Annotated in this window: 13 protein-coding genes; 1 reads left to right on the top strand and 12 read right to left on the bottom strand. The window is 60.8% G+C overall.

Going from position 1 to position 14,296, the window contains the following annotated elements; genetic code table 11:
- The first annotated feature begins 85 nt into the window (after window positions 1-85).
- Window positions 86-1,081 carry a glycosyltransferase gene (locus PHU01S_RS06025; protein ID WP_049867655.1) on the top strand — a complete coding sequence of 332 codons (996 nt, stop codon included), beginning with the start codon at window positions 86-88 and terminating at the stop codon, window positions 1,079-1,081.
- Window positions 1,082-1,303: 222 nt separating this feature from the next.
- On the opposite strand, the gene PHU01S_RS06020 is transcribed toward PHU01S_RS06025, so the two are convergent.
- The 12 genes from PHU01S_RS06020 to PHU01S_RS05965 form a co-directional block, all read right to left on the bottom strand.
- Entirely contained in the window at window positions 1,304-2,092 is a 789-nt protein-coding gene (locus PHU01S_RS06020) for an ABC transporter permease (protein ID WP_232313346.1), read from the bottom strand.
- Between the two features lie 10 nt (window positions 2,093-2,102).
- Window positions 2,103-3,005 carry an ABC transporter permease gene (locus PHU01S_RS06015; protein ID WP_127506670.1) on the bottom strand — a complete coding sequence of 301 codons (903 nt, stop codon included), beginning with the start codon at window positions 3,003-3,005 and terminating at the stop codon, window positions 2,103-2,105.
- Window positions 3,002-4,051, bottom strand: a complete 1,050-nt coding sequence (locus tag PHU01S_RS06010) for an ABC transporter ATP-binding protein (RefSeq protein WP_049867656.1) — start codon at window positions 4,049-4,051, stop codon at window positions 3,002-3,004. The genes PHU01S_RS06015 and PHU01S_RS06010 overlap by 4 nt, the downstream gene beginning before the upstream one ends.
- Window positions 4,052-4,334: 283 nt before the next feature.
- A complete protein-coding gene (locus tag PHU01S_RS06005) occupies window positions 4,335-4,832 on the bottom strand; it encodes a tetratricopeptide repeat protein (RefSeq protein WP_048749762.1) in 498 nt (165 codons plus the stop codon).
- Window positions 4,833-4,904: 72 nt separating this feature from the next.
- Window positions 4,905-6,248: a stalk domain-containing protein gene (locus PHU01S_RS06000; RefSeq protein WP_048749760.1), complete on the bottom strand. Its 1,344-nt coding sequence runs from the start codon at window positions 6,246-6,248 to the stop codon at window positions 4,905-4,907.
- Window positions 6,249-6,371: 123 nt separating this feature from the next.
- Window positions 6,372-6,833, bottom strand: coding sequence for a GNAT family N-acetyltransferase (locus PHU01S_RS05995; RefSeq protein WP_127506668.1), 462 nt, complete (start codon window positions 6,831-6,833; stop codon window positions 6,372-6,374).
- A complete protein-coding gene (locus PHU01S_RS05990) occupies window positions 6,830-7,435 on the bottom strand; it encodes a hypothetical protein (RefSeq protein ID WP_021877035.1) in 606 nt (201 codons plus the stop codon). The genes PHU01S_RS05995 and PHU01S_RS05990 overlap by 4 nt, the downstream gene beginning before the upstream one ends.
- Entirely contained in the window at window positions 7,432-8,247 is an 816-nt protein-coding gene (locus PHU01S_RS05985; protein WP_021877034.1) for a hypothetical protein, read from the bottom strand. Before PHU01S_RS05985 ends, PHU01S_RS05990 begins: the two co-directional genes overlap by 4 nt.
- 181 nt (window positions 8,248-8,428) lie before the next feature.
- Complete coding sequence (gene pyrE, locus PHU01S_RS05980; protein WP_048749759.1) at window positions 8,429-9,076, bottom strand: orotate phosphoribosyltransferase; 648 nt, start codon at window positions 9,074-9,076, stop codon at window positions 8,429-8,431.
- A complete protein-coding gene (gene pyrF, locus PHU01S_RS05975; RefSeq protein WP_127506666.1) occupies window positions 9,073-9,819 on the bottom strand; it encodes an orotidine-5'-phosphate decarboxylase in 747 nt (248 codons plus the stop codon). Before pyrF ends, pyrE begins: the two co-directional genes overlap by 4 nt.
- Window positions 9,820-9,940: 121 nt before the next feature.
- Complete coding sequence (carB, locus tag PHU01S_RS05970; protein WP_049867661.1) at window positions 9,941-13,153, bottom strand: carbamoyl-phosphate synthase large subunit; 3,213 nt, start codon at window positions 13,151-13,153, stop codon at window positions 9,941-9,943.
- A complete protein-coding gene (locus PHU01S_RS05965) occupies window positions 13,140-14,285 on the bottom strand; it encodes a carbamoyl phosphate synthase small subunit (RefSeq protein ID WP_048748552.1) in 1,146 nt (381 codons plus the stop codon). The genes carB and PHU01S_RS05965 overlap by 14 nt, the downstream gene beginning before the upstream one ends.
- Window positions 14,286-14,296: the final 11 nt, after the last annotated feature.

Raw genomic sequence — 14,296 nt, 5'->3', positions numbered from 1 at the left:
CGGCAGGAATGCGCTTGGCGGCTTAACCTCTCTCCCAAAGTGCTCTATAATGACAGCAGGATGCACACATTCAGGAGGGTTTCCATTGATCAAAGTAGGGCTAGTGATGAGAAAAATCCAGTTCGCCGAGGCGCAAGGGCCGCGGATTTACGCCGAAAGGCTGAAGGAGCTCAGCCGTGAGCTGGGCGTGGAAATCGTCTATATCATGCCGGAGCGCCATGTCAGCGATTACGACCAGGCTCCCGGCTACGAATACGAAAAGGGCGATCTCGTCAATTACGATCTCGTGCTGGAGCAGCTGGAACGGGAGAAGATCGACCGGGTCATCTATACCGTATCGGGCTTCACCTACCTCAAGATGTTCGTGGACAAATGCGTGCTGTTTCCCCACTCCTACCCGCATCCGGACTTGACCGGGTACGAGATGATGAAGCCCTTCTATTCCATCGTGGACAAGGCCGTCGTCCATACGGACTATCTCAAGGGACTGTTCAAGACCGACTACGGCGTCACCGACGTGGACGTCATCCCGATCGGCTTCGAGGGCGATCTCGCCCGCAAGCATTACGATCCGGATGCCGTCATCGGCAACCGCATCCTCTGGATCGGCCGGGACGAGCCCAACCGCAGGCCGGAGCTGCCGATCGAATATGCCCGGCGCAATCCGGACAAGGATGTCGTCATGGTCATGGGCGGGCAGCGCTACCGGGAAAGCATGAAGCGCTACGACATCCCTTCCAATGTCACGCTGCACTTCGCGCTGTCGCGAGAAGACATCTTCGGGCTGATGAACTCGTCCAAAGTATATTGGAGCTCCAGCGTCTTCGATACGTTCTCCATGCCGCTGGCGGAAGCGATGGCGATGGGCAAGCTGGTCGTGAAGCCGGATCATCCTTGCTACGGCCATATTTCCTCCACGCACACGTTCGCCGGCAACGAGCGCAACTGGTTCGAGCTGCTGAACATGGCGGCCGCATCCCCGCTCAAGGTTTCATCCGACAACCGCGGCTATGCCTTCGAGCGCTTCTCGGATAAGGTCATGAGAGACGGCTACGAGCGGTTTTACGCCGGCTGGCTGTAGCCGGCCAACGAATAGCGGCCGTTCCGGATAAAGGGCCATCCGCGCGCCGCCCTCCGGTTGAAGGCGGCCTCGATCCGGCTTCAGGCGAGACATGCGCAGTCAGCCAAACAATGGAACCCTTTCAGCCCGGCTCTCCTGCCGCATTCGGTTTCACCTGGAGTCGAGCCGCGGCTGAAGGCTTTTTTGCCGTGCATCCAACGCCTCGTCGGCGCCTCCAGCCCGTCAGCTTCGCATCGTCATCATATTGCCCGAACTGTACCTCCTCAGCCCCCAGTAGAAGAAGCCGATGGAGCCGGCGGCGAGCAGCGCCGCGGCACCGGTCGCGAGCAGCAGATAATCTCCCTGCCAGCCCCGCAGCAGCCCGATCGGCATGTAGCTGATGAAACCCGCCGGGATGACCGTGAACAGGATGAGCCGCACCGCCCCTTTGAAAATATCCGTCGGATACGTCGTAAAGGCCAGATGGCCGTTGAACAGCTGGAACGCGATTCCCTCCGCGTTGCCGATGAAGAACGCGAGCGAGCCCGCCGCGACATTGAAGAACAGAAAGATCAGGCCGGCCAGCAGCAAAGCAAGCAGGTAACGCAGCAGGCCCCCGAGAGAATGATCGCCTGCGTACGCGTAAATCGCCCAGCCGAACAAAAAATCGCCGATGGCCGTAAGGGACATGCGGCTTGCCAGCACATTGAGCAGCACCGGCTTCGGCTGGGTCAAATACACATCAAGCTCTCCCCTTGAGGTGATGAAGGCGATGCGGTTGAAATTGCCGAACAGCATGCTCGCCCAGCCGAAGCCGCCCGTGCCGACGGCCCACATCATCATGACATCGCTCAGCTCCCAGCCGTTGACCGACGGAAAGCGGCTGAAGAAAATGCCCCAGAACACGATCCAGATGACATTGTTCAGGAACATCATGCCGGCCGTCATGAAAAAGCTGAGCCGGAATTCCATCGCCCCCGCCAGATTGAGCTTCCAGCAGGTAAGCAGGAACGGCAGCGTTCCCTTTCGCAAGCTTCCTTTTCTAGCCTCCGTTGACATTCAGCCTTCTCACTCCCCTCGAGTAGATCCAGGCGACCAGCGCGCCGAGCAGCACGATCCAGATCATCTGGATGCCGAGAAATGCCCCCAAGGCGCCCATTCCGCCCACGGCCGTCTTCGCCGGGAAGTACAGCACTGCCTGGAACGGCAGCCATGCGCAGATCTGCTGCAGCCAGTGCGGCATGAGATCGAGCGGAATGAGCATGCCGCCGACCGTGAACTGCAGCTTCTGCAGGACGAACTCCAGGCCGCGGGTCTCCTCGACCCAGAAAGCGCACAGCGCGATGGACATGTTGAGCAGGTAAGCAATCGTGAAGGAGCCGAGGCCGAGCGCCGCCATGCCCGCCCAGCCGAAGCCGAAATCCGGCGGTCCGACCATCAGCCAGCCGATCAGCATGCCTGCGGCGAGATTGACGCCGAAGCGGAGCAGCGCCTCGCCCATATAGGAGAAATATTGATAACCGACATAGGATATCGGCGTCAGCAGGCGGACGGCGACGCCTCCGCTTTTGACCTCCTCCTCGATTCTCGTGCATTGCTGGGGACAGGCCATCGTGAACGCCTCCGTCAGGACGAGATACCAGATGATGTCCCTCAGGACGAAGCCTCCGATGCTCGCCTCCGCTCCCCCCTGCCCGCTGTAGGCGGCGCTCCACAGCTGCATGAAGATGAACAGGATCAGCAGGAGAAAGACGGAGCGGATGAGAAAATCCGCCATGTACGCCGTCTGCTGCTTGAAGGTGATGGTGCCGACGGCGGCGTATTTGCGCCCTTTCAGCACCGCCGCTTCCTTTGGCGATGAGTACCTCCTCCGTCCCCATCCGCGATCGCCGAGCGGATCATATCCTCGTACTGTTCCTTCGAGATTCTGGACTTCCGTTTTCATGGCAGCCCCCCTCCTTCCCCGCCAAATGAACCACCGGCCGCCGAATCATGATCGCGGCTTCTGGAGAATAGCGTCTTGATGACCTCTTCCATCGGCGGGTCCTCGATCGTTACATCCGCGATGCGGATGCTTCCCATGAGCCGGGACAGCACCGTTTCGATGTCGGTGCTCGTCAGATCGACCGAAAGCTTCAGGACGCCTTCCTCCGCCTCCAGCAGCTCCGTCCCGGCCAAGCCTTGGACCGCGGCTCCGGAGCCTCGCCCCTCCCCCGCCAGCCTGACCGTCACGGTCTTGTACCTCAGAATGTCCCGCTTCAGCCCCTCCACCGGCCCGTCGACCATGATGCCGCCGTGATGGATGACGACCGCTCGGCGGCACAGCTTCTCGATGTCCCCCGCATCATGCGAGGTCAGGAAGACCGTCGTCCCTTCCTCCCGATTCAGCTCCGCGATGAGCTCGCGGATCCGCTCCTTGATGATGACGTCGAGCCCGATCGTCGGCTCGTCGAGGAACAGCAGCCGCGGTCCATGCAGGAAGGAGGCCGCGATCTCGCAGCGCATCCTCTCTCCGAGCGACAGCTTCCGAACCGGCACGTTCAGGTACGGACCGAGATCGAAGCGTTCGATGAGCGAAGCCTTCCGTCTCAGGTAGACGTCCCGGTCCAGCTCGTAGATGCGGCTCATCAGCTCAAACGTATCGCTCGGCGGCAGGTGGTACCACAGCTGTGATTTCTGCCCGAATACGGTGCCGATGAGATAAGCCAGCCGTCCGCGCTCCTGCCAGGGCGTATAGCCAAGCACCTTCGCCTCCCCCGAGGTCGGATGCAGAATGCCGGTGAGCATCTTGATCGTCGTGGATTTGCCTGCGCCGTTCGGACCGAGGAACGCGATCGTCTCTCCTTCCTCTACCGCAAGATCGATTCCTTTCACCGCTTCCTTCTCTCCCCACTCCGGCTTCCACAGCGAGCGGAAGCTTCCCCCGAGTCCAGGCTGCTTGCGCTTGACCATGAACGTTTTTTTCAGCCCTTTTGTCTCAAGCACCTTCATGTCCGACGCCCCCTTCTGTCTATGATTTCCGCTGGAATCAGGCCTTCAGTCCGGGTATGGATAGCAAAAAAAAGACCTTCGAAAAGCCGGCCTGACCAAGCAGGCGGAACTTTCCGAAGGTCTTTTATCCCTACGGTGTACACGGCCTATCGCGCCGCGGCGGTTTCGCTCGGTTCGGACGAAGAGAGGGCGGCGCATGGCGGCCCGCTTCCCGGATCCCTAGAAACCCTTCCGTTTGATGGTACATATTACATGGCAAAAAACGGAACGTAAAGCCTTTTTTTCAACTCCAAACCCGATCCAACTTGTCGGAATAAAAGCTCAAAGCCCGTCCGTACGAGGAGATCCCCTCGTCGGAGCTCGTCTCGGCCAGCTGCACGAGGAGCAGCTCCATCGCCTCGGCATGGCGGCCTAGATTATGCAGGGTCATGGCCAAGAACACGTTGAATTCCCGCCGCTGCGGGTACTTGGCCAAAGCCTCGCGAAGCAGCTTCTCGGAGTCCCCGTATGAGCCAAGCGTCCTCAGCGTGCTGCCGAGGCCGAGTCTCGCGCCAATGTCATCCTTTTCGGGCAAGCCGAGCGACAGCGCCTTCTCGTACAGCGGCACCGCCTCCCTCTCCAGCCCGAGCGAATCATGGGTCCAGGCGAGCTGATACCATATCTGCGCGTCCTCCGGATGCGCATCCGCCAGCTTCGCAAGCAGGAGGCGCGCCTTCTCGGCGTCGCCCTCTGCTCGCAAGGATACGGCTTCCTGCAGTCTGTCGGCAGGGTTGAGTTCCATGCCCGCAGCCTCCTGACTATCCAAGGATGAGTTCATTTTTCATTTTGAAGGGCAATTCGAAAAGCTGCCGCTTTACGCTTGCTTGGCGGCTCCCTCGAGCAGAGCGATCATGTCCGCATCCTCGATGGCCTTGGCATATTCCAGCGGCGTTTCCTCCGCGCTTGGATAGACTTTGTTCGGATCGGCGCCGGCTGCAAGCAGCAGCTTGGCGATCTCCAGGCTGCCCGCGCCGACAGCCTCGTAGAGGGAATTGTCGCGCTTCGGATCCGCCCCGTACTGCAGCAGCAGCTTCACGACGGCCGGATCGGGGTCATAAGCTACGGACTCCCCGTATTCATCCTCGTCGTACATCGTACGGCTGGCATTTTCGAGCGGGGTGTAGTCCTGGGAAGCATCGCAGTTGCAATCGTTGGCATCCGCGCCGCTCTTGAGGAGCAGCTCCACCATCGAAGGCATGCGCTTGCCGTCCTTGTCCACCGCCGTCGTAGCCGCGATGAGCGGCGGGAAATAGTCTCCGGCATCGTATGCCTTGACGCCGGCGCCGGCCTTCAGCAGCTCCGTCACGATAGAGGCTCTGCCGGAAAGGATGGCATGCCACAGAACGGAGCCGTAAGCTTTTTCGATGGCCGGAATATCCGGCTTATAGCTGAGCAGAAGCTTCACGGTCGCCAGATCGGCCTCTTCCGTCGTCTCCGCATAACCCGTTGCAGTGAATTTGTACGGATAGGAAACGACATCGAACACCGTCACGTTCTGGCCGTTCTCGTCCAGATCGGCGGTCTGGAGCGATGCTCCCTGATCGAGGAAAAAGCGGATCATCTCCTCGTTGCGGAATCCGACGCTGTTCAGCAGCGGCGCCTTGCTCTTCGCGATCTTCCAGCCGTCCGCCATCAGTCCCTTGAGACCGGCGATATCCTGCTTGAAGACGTAGCCGTTGGCGTATCCGTCCAGCTCGAGCTGAAGCTCCTCCGGCGTCTGGCTCGTAATCGTCACGAGCGACTTGGAGGCGTTCCAGCTGACATGCGCTCCAAGCGCTTCGCCGACGAAGCGCAGAGGAACGAGCGTCCGCCCCTTCAGCACGACGGAGCGCTGGGCCAGCGTGACTTTTTGGCCGTTGATAACCGCCGTCTTTTCGCCGATTGTCAGAACGACGGTTTTGCGGCCCTTGACCGCCGTAATTTTTTTGCCCGAAACCGACAGCTTCGCTCCCAGTCCCTCGAAAATGCCTCTCAAAGGCACCATCGTGGAGCCTTCCAGCAGGATCGGCGACTGATCGTATTTCTGCAAAGCTCCGTCCAAGGTTACGCTGATGGGAGCTTTCGCTGCCGAGGCTGCCGGCGCTAAGCCTGCTGCCCCGGTCGCAAGCGCCGCGGATGCCAGCAATATCCCGGCCGTTCGTTTGAATTTGTTTGTCATGTTCATATCCCCCAACTTAGGTCGATTGTACCTCTATCTCTAGAAACTCCCCGTCTATTATCGACGCTGATAGGAGAAATGTCTATTGAAATATAAACAATCATTATTCGACACGAATAAGGTCTACAAATCCATCGAAAACCGGAGCATGTCGCGCAGAATCATTCCGTTCTCGATGATTTCCTCCTCATAATGCCGGATGAAAAAATCGCGGTCCACCCCGGTTATCCGGAACCCGCATTTCTGGTACAGCGCGATCTGGCCAATGCCCGTGCTGCCCGTGCCCACCTCGATCGTCGCCATGCCGATCTCACGAGCGCGTTCGACGGCATGAAGCACGAGCTTCTTGCCGATGCCGCGTCCCTGATGGGACTCGGAGACGGCCACGTTCACGAGCTCAGCCGTTGCCGGACGGGTACGGATCAGGACGTACACCCCGATGGCGGCATGCGCTTCTTCATCTTCCAGCACCCAGCATTCCCCGCGCCCGGCATATTCCTCGACGAGATCCCGTGCGGGATCGGCTAGCAGCAGCAGCTCCAGAGGAAGCGGCTCTCCCCGCATCAAGCGTTTTATTGATCTCATGCTTTCCAATCGATGATCCTCCCCTTCTCTTCCTCTTCCCTAGGCGGCAGCTTGGCCAGCCGGAACGGAATCCGCAGCAGCAGCAGTTCCAGCAGGAGCAAAAAGACGACAAAAGCGCCGAATGCAACCATCCAGCCCTGATCGTTGAAGTTCAGCAGATACGGGTATGCCAAGAGCTGCAGGACGCTGCAAGCCAGATAGAGCTTGCCGCGTCCGGCAATGGTTCCCGCAAGCTCGACAGCTCCGGCTTCCTTCGCCAGCGCCAGAAAGCCCTGGAACAGCCAATACGCCATAAGCGTATGCAGCAGCGTCAAGCCTTGGCCGTACAGATGCATGCCGAGCGGTACCGAAGCGAAGCCAGTCAGCGTATCCGATTTCAGGACCAGATCCGGCAGCGACAAGAGAGCCTGAATATAGGCTGCCGCCCTTGCTTTGCCGAACGATTTATGGCTCGAAGCGAGAGTCCCGAGCGCGGAAGCCGCCATCAGGCAGCCGATGAAGTCAGGCAGAATATCAATGGTTCCGAACCGGATATCGATAAAGATGAGCGTAAGTCCCCAGCCGAGACGGCGCAGCGGAGCCATCAATCTGGCGTCGATCATGGATTCGCCTCCCTTTTAACGAGGGCGCGTACCTGGGCTTCGGTCAGATACAGATTGAACTGGATCAGGTTCTTATCGATCCGCTCCGTTCCGTCCGAAGCTTGCGACCGGATCGTCATCCACGGCCTGAACACGGTCGGGATTCCGGCGGCCGGGTCCTGCTCATGCCACTGATAGTCCACTCGCAGCGATGCGCCTTGCGGGACCCGCTCCGGCAGCTGGATCGGAACGAGCTCGCCTGCGCCCGGCATCGTCGCTTTCAGCTCATAGGTCAGCAGCGGCTTGTAGTTGTCGCCGATGCTGGTCGAGACCTCCTCAACCACGCTATCCCTTCTCAAGCGTCCGCTTATGAATCCGGAGCCGTCGCTGCCTCCGCCCGAAGAGTAGAAATTCAGCGCCCCGTTCCCGTCTCCCTCCCCATCCTCTACTTCGATGATGCCGATCGGCACTTTCTTCGGAGGCCCTTCATTGTAATAGACGGTCGCCTCTGTATACTTGCCGGGTTGCAGATCGCTTTCGGCATAGCCGAAGGCATGCATGAATTTCTGATGGGAAAAGCTCTGCCACTCGGTCAATTCAAACCGGAGCGACGGCAGCGCTTCGATTTGGATGGCCGTCACTTTTTTGCCTGTACTCTTGTTCTCCAAATAGTAGAGATCGATTATGCTTCCCTGCGTGGTCGTCATGATTTCATGATTCATGAACAGCGGCTCCCGCAGCTGGCCGCTCCGATAATAAAGGACGTTGCCGATCCAGCTTCCGGCGATCAGGACCGCGATGATTCCGGCTAGAAGCCGGTTTCTGGTATTCATTTCGCTCTGCCACCCCCTTCAGCAGTTTAGCAGAGACGTCTGGGAATGTCTTCCTTATTCGGATTTTTTATGCCGACTTTAGTTGGATGGGGCCAGCCCTTTAGGCTTAACTCGACGGATAAAAAAGCCGGCCCCGCTTGTTCGCGGAGCCGGCCAGATTGGTTGGCGTCAAAATGTGCTCTTACTTCCCGTACCCTTGCGGGTCCTCGCGCCAAGCCTTGAGCGAATCGATCTGCCCGCTCTCCACGACGCCGCGTTCGGCGGCAACGTCGATGAGCGCCGAATAGCTGCTCAGCGTCGCCAGCGGCACGGAAGCCTCGGCGAAGGCATCGGATGCCTGCTTGAACTGGTACGTGAAGATGGCCAGGACAGCCAGCACTTCCGCTCCGGCTTCGCGAACCGCTTGCGCGGCCTTGAGCGAGCTGCCGCCGGTCGAGATCAGGTCCTCGATGACGACGACCTTCTGGCCCTCGGCGATCCGGCCTTCGATCAGATTCTGCTTGCCATGCCCCTTGGCCTTGTCGCGGATGTAGGACATCGGCAGGTTCAGCTTCTGCGCTACCCAGGCCGCATGCGGGATGCCGGCCGTTGCGGTGCCCGCGATCGCGTCCGCATCGGGGTAGTTCTGACGGATGACAGCGGCGAAGCCCTCGGCGATCAGCTCGCGAATCTCCGGATAGGACATCGTCAGGCGGTTGTCGCAGTAGATCGGGGATTTCAGTCCCGATGTCCAGGTGAACGGCTCCTCGGGACGAAGCGCGACCGCTCCGATCTCCAGCAGCTTGGCGGCGATTTCCCGCGGAAGGCTTTCCAGTTGGATCGTGCTCATGGCTTGATCAGCTCCTCGATAATGGATTCGATGGCGGCGCGCGGATCTGCGGCCTTCGTGATCGGACGTCCGATGACCATATAATCGGTTCCGGCTTGAAGCGCTTCAGACGGAGTCATGACGCGGCTCTGGTCGCCGATATCGACGCCGGCCGGACGGATGCCCGGCGTCACCGTCTGGAATGTCGGCCCGCAAAAGTCTTTGACCAGCGTTACTTCATGCGGCGAGGCGACGACTCCGTCGAGGCCGGAAGCGATGGCCAGCAGCGCGTAGCGCTTGACCGCCTCCTCCATCGTTCCGAGGATGCCGATCTCGTCGTTGAGCATCTCGAGGCTCGTGCTGGTCAGCTGCGTCACGGCGATGACCGTCGGGCGGGCCAGCGTGGAGTCGGCATCCAGCGCCTCGTCGACTCCGTCCATCGCCGCTTCCATCATGTCGCGGCCGCCGGCCGCATGGACGTTGAACATGTCGACGCCGAGGCGTGTGACGCTGTTCGCTCCGCCTTTGACCGTGTTCGGAATGTCATGCATCTTCACGTCCAGGAACACTTTATACCCCCGCTGCTTCAGGCTGCGGACGAAGTCCGGACCCGCCGCATAGAACAGCTGCATGCCTACTTTCATATAACAAGGAATGCCTTCAAGCGCCGCCAGCAGCTTCTCGGCCGAAGCCGCGTCCGGATAATCCAGCGCGACCATCACCTTGCCCGCCGCCTGCTCGCGGCTCAACGTCTGTACGCTCATGGTACTCCTCCTCAACGTAATTTATGGGCATAGAGAACGGCCATGCTCCGCGGATCGGCGCCGGATCCTCCGCAGGAGGCGTTCCGGCGACAAGCCGCGAGGCTGGCCGTGCATCATGGAATTATTGCAGCACCGGCATCGGATTGGAGCTGAAGTTGATCGTCTCCAGCATCTTCAGCAGCGCGCGGACCGTATCGAGCGACGTCATGCAGACGACGCCGTTCTCGACCGCCTCGCGGCGGATGCGGAAGCCGTCGCGCTCCGGCGTCTTGCCTTTGGTGAGCGTATTGAAGACGAACTGCGCCTTGCCGCTGCGGATGAGGTCGAGGATGTTCGGAGATCCCTCGCTCAGCTTGTTCACATGCTCGACGATGATGCCCGCTTTCTCCAGAGACTCGGCCGTGCCGCCGGTCGCGATGATCTTGTAGCCGATGGCGTAGAAGCCCTTCAGCAGCTCGATCGCTTCTTCCTTGTCCTTGTCGGCGACGGTGGCGATGATCGATCCTTGCAGCGGAATCTTCATGCCGGCGCCGATGAGGCCTTTGTACAGAGCCTTCGCATACTGCTCGTCGCGGCCCATGACCTCGCCGGTCGACTTCATCTCCGGCGTCAGCGTCGGGTCGACGCGGCGCAGCTTGGCGAAGCTGAATACCGGCACCTTGACGGAGACGAAGCTGTCCTCCGGCCAGAGGCCGTCGACATGGCCGAGCTCGGCCAGCTTCGTGCCGAGAATGGCGCGCGTCGCGAGATTCGCCATCGGCAGGTTGGTCACCTTGCTGAGGAACGGAACCGTGCGCGAGGAACGCGGATTGACTTCGATGACATAGGCTTTGTCGTTATGGATGACGAACTGGATGTTGACGAGGCCCACGACTTTGAGCGCCTTGGCGATCGAGATCGTAATGTCGACGATCTGCTGCTTGATCTCCGCGGACAGCGACTGCGGCGGATAGACCGCGATGGAGTCGCCGGAGTGGACGCCTGCGCGCTCCACATGCTCCATGATGCCGGGAATGACGACCGTCTCGCCGTCGCAGATCGCGTCGACCTCCGCTTCCTTGCCGAGCATGTAGCGGTCGATCAGCACCGGATGCTCCGGATTGATCTTCACCGCTTCCGCCATATAGCCGACCAGCTCCTCGTCGGAGTAGACGATTTCCATCGCGCGTCCGCCGAGCACGTAGGAAGGACGGACCAGCACCGGATAGCCGAGGCGGCCAGCCGTTACGACAGCCTCCTCGAGGTTGGTCACCGTGCTGCCTTCCGGCTGTGCGATGTCCAGGCTGCGGAGAAGCGCTTCGAACTTCTTGCGGTCCTCCGCGGTATCGATGCTCTCCAGGCTGGAGCCGAGAATCCGGACGCCGGCCGCAGCCAGCGGAGCCGCCAGGTTGATCGCCGTCTGGCCGCCGAACTGCACGATGACGCCGATCGGCTTCTCCTGCTCGATGACGTTCATGACGTCCTCGAAGAACAGCGGCTCGAAATACAGCCGGTCCGAAGTGCTGAAGTCGGTCGATACCGTCTCCGGGTTGTTGTTGATGATGACGGCTTCATAGCCGGCCTTTTGAATCGCCCACACCGCATGCACGGTGGAGTAGTCGAACTCGATGCCCTGGCCGATGCGGATCGGGCCGGAGCCGAGCACGAGCACCTTCTCCTTGTCCGTCTCCAGCACTTCGTTCTCCACCTCGTACGTGGAGTAGTAGTACGGGGTCGTCGCTTCGAACTCGGCGGCGCAGGTATCGACCATCTTGTATACCGGGCGCAGCTGCTGCTCGTGGCGGAAGGAGCGGATTTCCGCTTCCGTCGTCATCGTCGCCTGGCTGCCCTCGCGGCGGATCTCGGCGATCGAGCGGTCGGAGAAGCCCTTGCGCTTCGCCTGGTACAGCAGCTCCTTGGTCAGGCCGGGCGCGCGGCGAAGCTCGTCCTCGAAGGCGACGATGCCTTCGATCTTGTCGAGGAACCACCAGTCGACCTTCGTGATGTCCTGGATGTCGGAGAGCGTCCAGCCGCGGCGGAACGCTTCGGCGATGAGGAACATGCGCTCGTCGTCGGGTTTGGCCAGGCGGGTGCGGAGCACTTCGTCGGACAAGCCGGCCGCGTCCTTCAGGTGGAAGCGATGAGCGCCGATCTCAAGCGAGCGGATCGCCTTGTGCATCGATTCCTCGAACGTGCGGCCGATCGCCATGACTTCGCCGGTCGCTTTCATCTGCGTGCCGAGCTTCCGGTTGGCGCCGGTGAACTTGTCGAACGGCCAGCGCGGAATTTTGGACACGATGTAGTCGAGCGTCGGCTCGAAGCAGGCGTAGGTTTGTCCCGTTACCGGGTTGACGATCTCGTCCAGCGTATAGCCGACGGCGATCTTCGCCGCCATCTTGGCGATCGGATAGCCGGTCGCCTTGGAGGCGAGCGCCGAGGAGCGGCTGACGCGCGGGTTGACCTCGATGACGTAGTATTGGAAGCTGAACGGATCCAGCGCGAACTGCACGTTGCAGCCGCCCTCGATGTTCAGGGCGCGGATGATCTTGAGCGACGCGGAGCGCAGCATCTGGTACTCGCGGTCCGACAGCGTCTGGCTCGGCGCTACGACGATGGAATCGCCCGTATGCACGCCGACCGGATCGAAGTTCTCCATGTTGCAGACGACGATGCAGTTGTCGTTGGCGTCGCGCATGACCTCGTACTCGACTTCCTTCATGCCGGCGATCGATTTCTCGATCAGGCACTGGCCGATCGGGCTGTAGCGGATGCCGGACGATACCGTCTCGAGCAGCTCCTCTTCGGTGGCGCAGATGCCGCCGCCCGTGCCGCCGAGCGTGTAGGCCGGACGCACGATGATCGGATAGCCGATCGAGTTCGCGAAGTCGACCGCCTCCTCGACCGTCGTGACGATGACGCTCTCCGGCACCGGCTGCTCCAGCTCGCGCATCAGGTCGCGGAACAGGTCGCGGTCCTCGGCCTTCTCGATGGCCGACAGCTGCGTGCCGAGCAGCTTGACGTTCTCGCGCTCCAGCACGCCGGCGCGGGCGAGCTCGACCGCCATGTTGAGGCCGGTCTGGCCGCCGAGCGTCGGCAGCAGTCCGTCGGGACGCTCCTGGCGGATGATCTGGGACACGAAGTCCAGCGTGATCGGCTCGATGTACACCTTGTCGGCCATGTTCGTGTCGGTCATGATCGTGGCCGGGTTGCTGTTGATCAGCACGACCTCGTAGCCTTCTTCCTTCAGCGCCTGGCAGGCCTGGGTTCCGGCGTAGTCGAACTCGGCGGCCTGGCCGATGACGATCGGGCCGGAGCCGATGACGAGGATTTTTTTGAGCAGATTATTTCTGGGCATACAGCAGCTCTCCTTTGGACGCATCCGACAGCTGGGCTTGGCGCGGTCTGGACGGGTTGTTGCGGCGGTGGGTGCGGATCATCTCCAGGAACTCGTCGAACAGATAGCTGGAATCGAACGGCCCTGGAGCCGCCTCGGGATGGTATTGGACCGAGAAAGCCGGATATTCGTTATGCTTCAGGCCTTCAATCGTCTTGTCGTTGTTGTTGATATGGGTCACGGTCAGCTGCGTGCCGGCGATCGACGCCTCGGGCACGGTGTAGCCGTGGTTCTGGCTCGTAATGTAGCAGCGGCCGGTGGCCAATTCCTTGACGGGATGGTTGCCGCCGCGATGGCCGAATTTCAGCTTCTCGGTATCCGCGCCGCAGGCGAGGGCGAACAGCTGATGGCCGAGGCAAATGCCGAAGATCGGGTACTCGCCGAGCAGCTGCTTCACCGTCTCCACCGCGTAAGGAACGTCCTGCGGATCCCCAGGGCCGTTGGACAGCTGGATGCCGTCCGGATTCAGGCGGCGGATCGTCTCCGCGGACGTGTCATGCGGCACGACGACGACGTCGCAGCCGCGCTTGGTCAGCTCGCGCAGGATGCCGCTCTTGGCGCCAAAGTCCATGAGCACGATGCGCTCGCCGAAGCCGGGGCTCGTGAACACCTGCTTCGTCGACGTGCGGGCGACCTGATCGGTCATCAGGGATGCGCCGGTCAGCTGCTCGACGATCGCCTCGACGCGCTCATTGCCCGTCGTGATCATGCCCTTCATCGTGCCGAAGTGGCGCAGCTTGCGGGTGAGCATCCGGGTGTCGATCTCGCTGATCGCCGGGATGCCGTGCTCCTTGAGCAGCCGGTCGAGGGATACCTGGGCGCGCCAGTTGCTCGGCACCGGCTCGTGGCGGCGAACCGCAAAGCCGTGGATGAACGGAGCGACCGTCTCGAAGTCGTCGCGGGTGATGCCGTAGTTGCCGATGAGCGGGTACGTCATCGTGACGATTTGGCCGCAATAGGACGGATCGGAGAGAACCTCCTGGTAGCCTGTGATGCCTGTATTGAAAACAACCTCGCCGGGTTTGGATGTCTCGGCGCCGAACGACTGGCCCGCAAATACGGTTCCGTCCTCAAGTATCAGTCTAGCTTGCATCCGTATCACTC

This window comes from Paenibacillus humicus NBRC 102415 (assembly GCF_004000905.1).
Lineage (GTDB): Bacteria > Bacillota > Bacilli > Paenibacillales > Paenibacillaceae > Paenibacillus_O > Paenibacillus_O humicus.
The sequence above is the reverse complement of the archived record's forward strand: the minus strand, read 5'-3'. Positions and strand labels throughout refer to the sequence as shown.

Bases quoted from the DNA above. Each gene is read 5' to 3' on its own strand.
- PHU01S_RS06015 (WP_127506670.1), bottom strand. From the start codon at position 3,005: ATGAAAACGGAAGTCCAGAATCTCGAAGGAACAGTACGAGGATATGAT.
- PHU01S_RS06010 (WP_049867656.1), bottom strand. From the start codon at position 4,051: ATGAAGGTGCTTGAGACAAAAGGGCTGAAAAAAACGTTCATGGTCAAG.
- PHU01S_RS06005 (WP_048749762.1), bottom strand. From the start codon at position 4,832: ATGGAACTCAACCCTGCCGACAGACTGCAGGAAGCCGTATCCTTGCGA.
- PHU01S_RS06000 (WP_048749760.1), bottom strand. From the start codon at position 6,248: ATGACAAACAAATTCAAACGAACGGCCGGGATATTGCTGGCATCCGCG.
- PHU01S_RS05995 (WP_127506668.1), bottom strand. From the start codon at position 6,833: ATGAGATCAATAAAACGCTTGATGCGGGGAGAGCCGCTTCCTCTGGAG.
- PHU01S_RS05990 (WP_021877035.1), bottom strand. From the start codon at position 7,435: ATGATCGACGCCAGATTGATGGCTCCGCTGCGCCGTCTCGGCTGGGGA.
- PHU01S_RS05985 (WP_021877034.1), bottom strand. From the start codon at position 8,247: ATGAATACCAGAAACCGGCTTCTAGCCGGAATCATCGCGGTCCTGATC.
- pyrE (WP_048749759.1), bottom strand. From the start codon at position 9,076: ATGAGCACGATCCAACTGGAAAGCCTTCCGCGGGAAATCGCCGCCAAG.
- pyrF (WP_127506666.1), bottom strand. From the start codon at position 9,819: ATGAGCGTACAGACGTTGAGCCGCGAGCAGGCGGCGGGCAAGGTGATG.
- carB (WP_049867661.1), bottom strand. From the start codon at position 13,153: ATGCCCAGAAATAATCTGCTCAAAAAAATCCTCGTCATCGGCTCCGGC.
- PHU01S_RS05965 (WP_048748552.1), bottom strand. From the start codon at position 14,285: ATGCAAGCTAGACTGATACTTGAGGACGGAACCGTATTTGCGGGCCAG.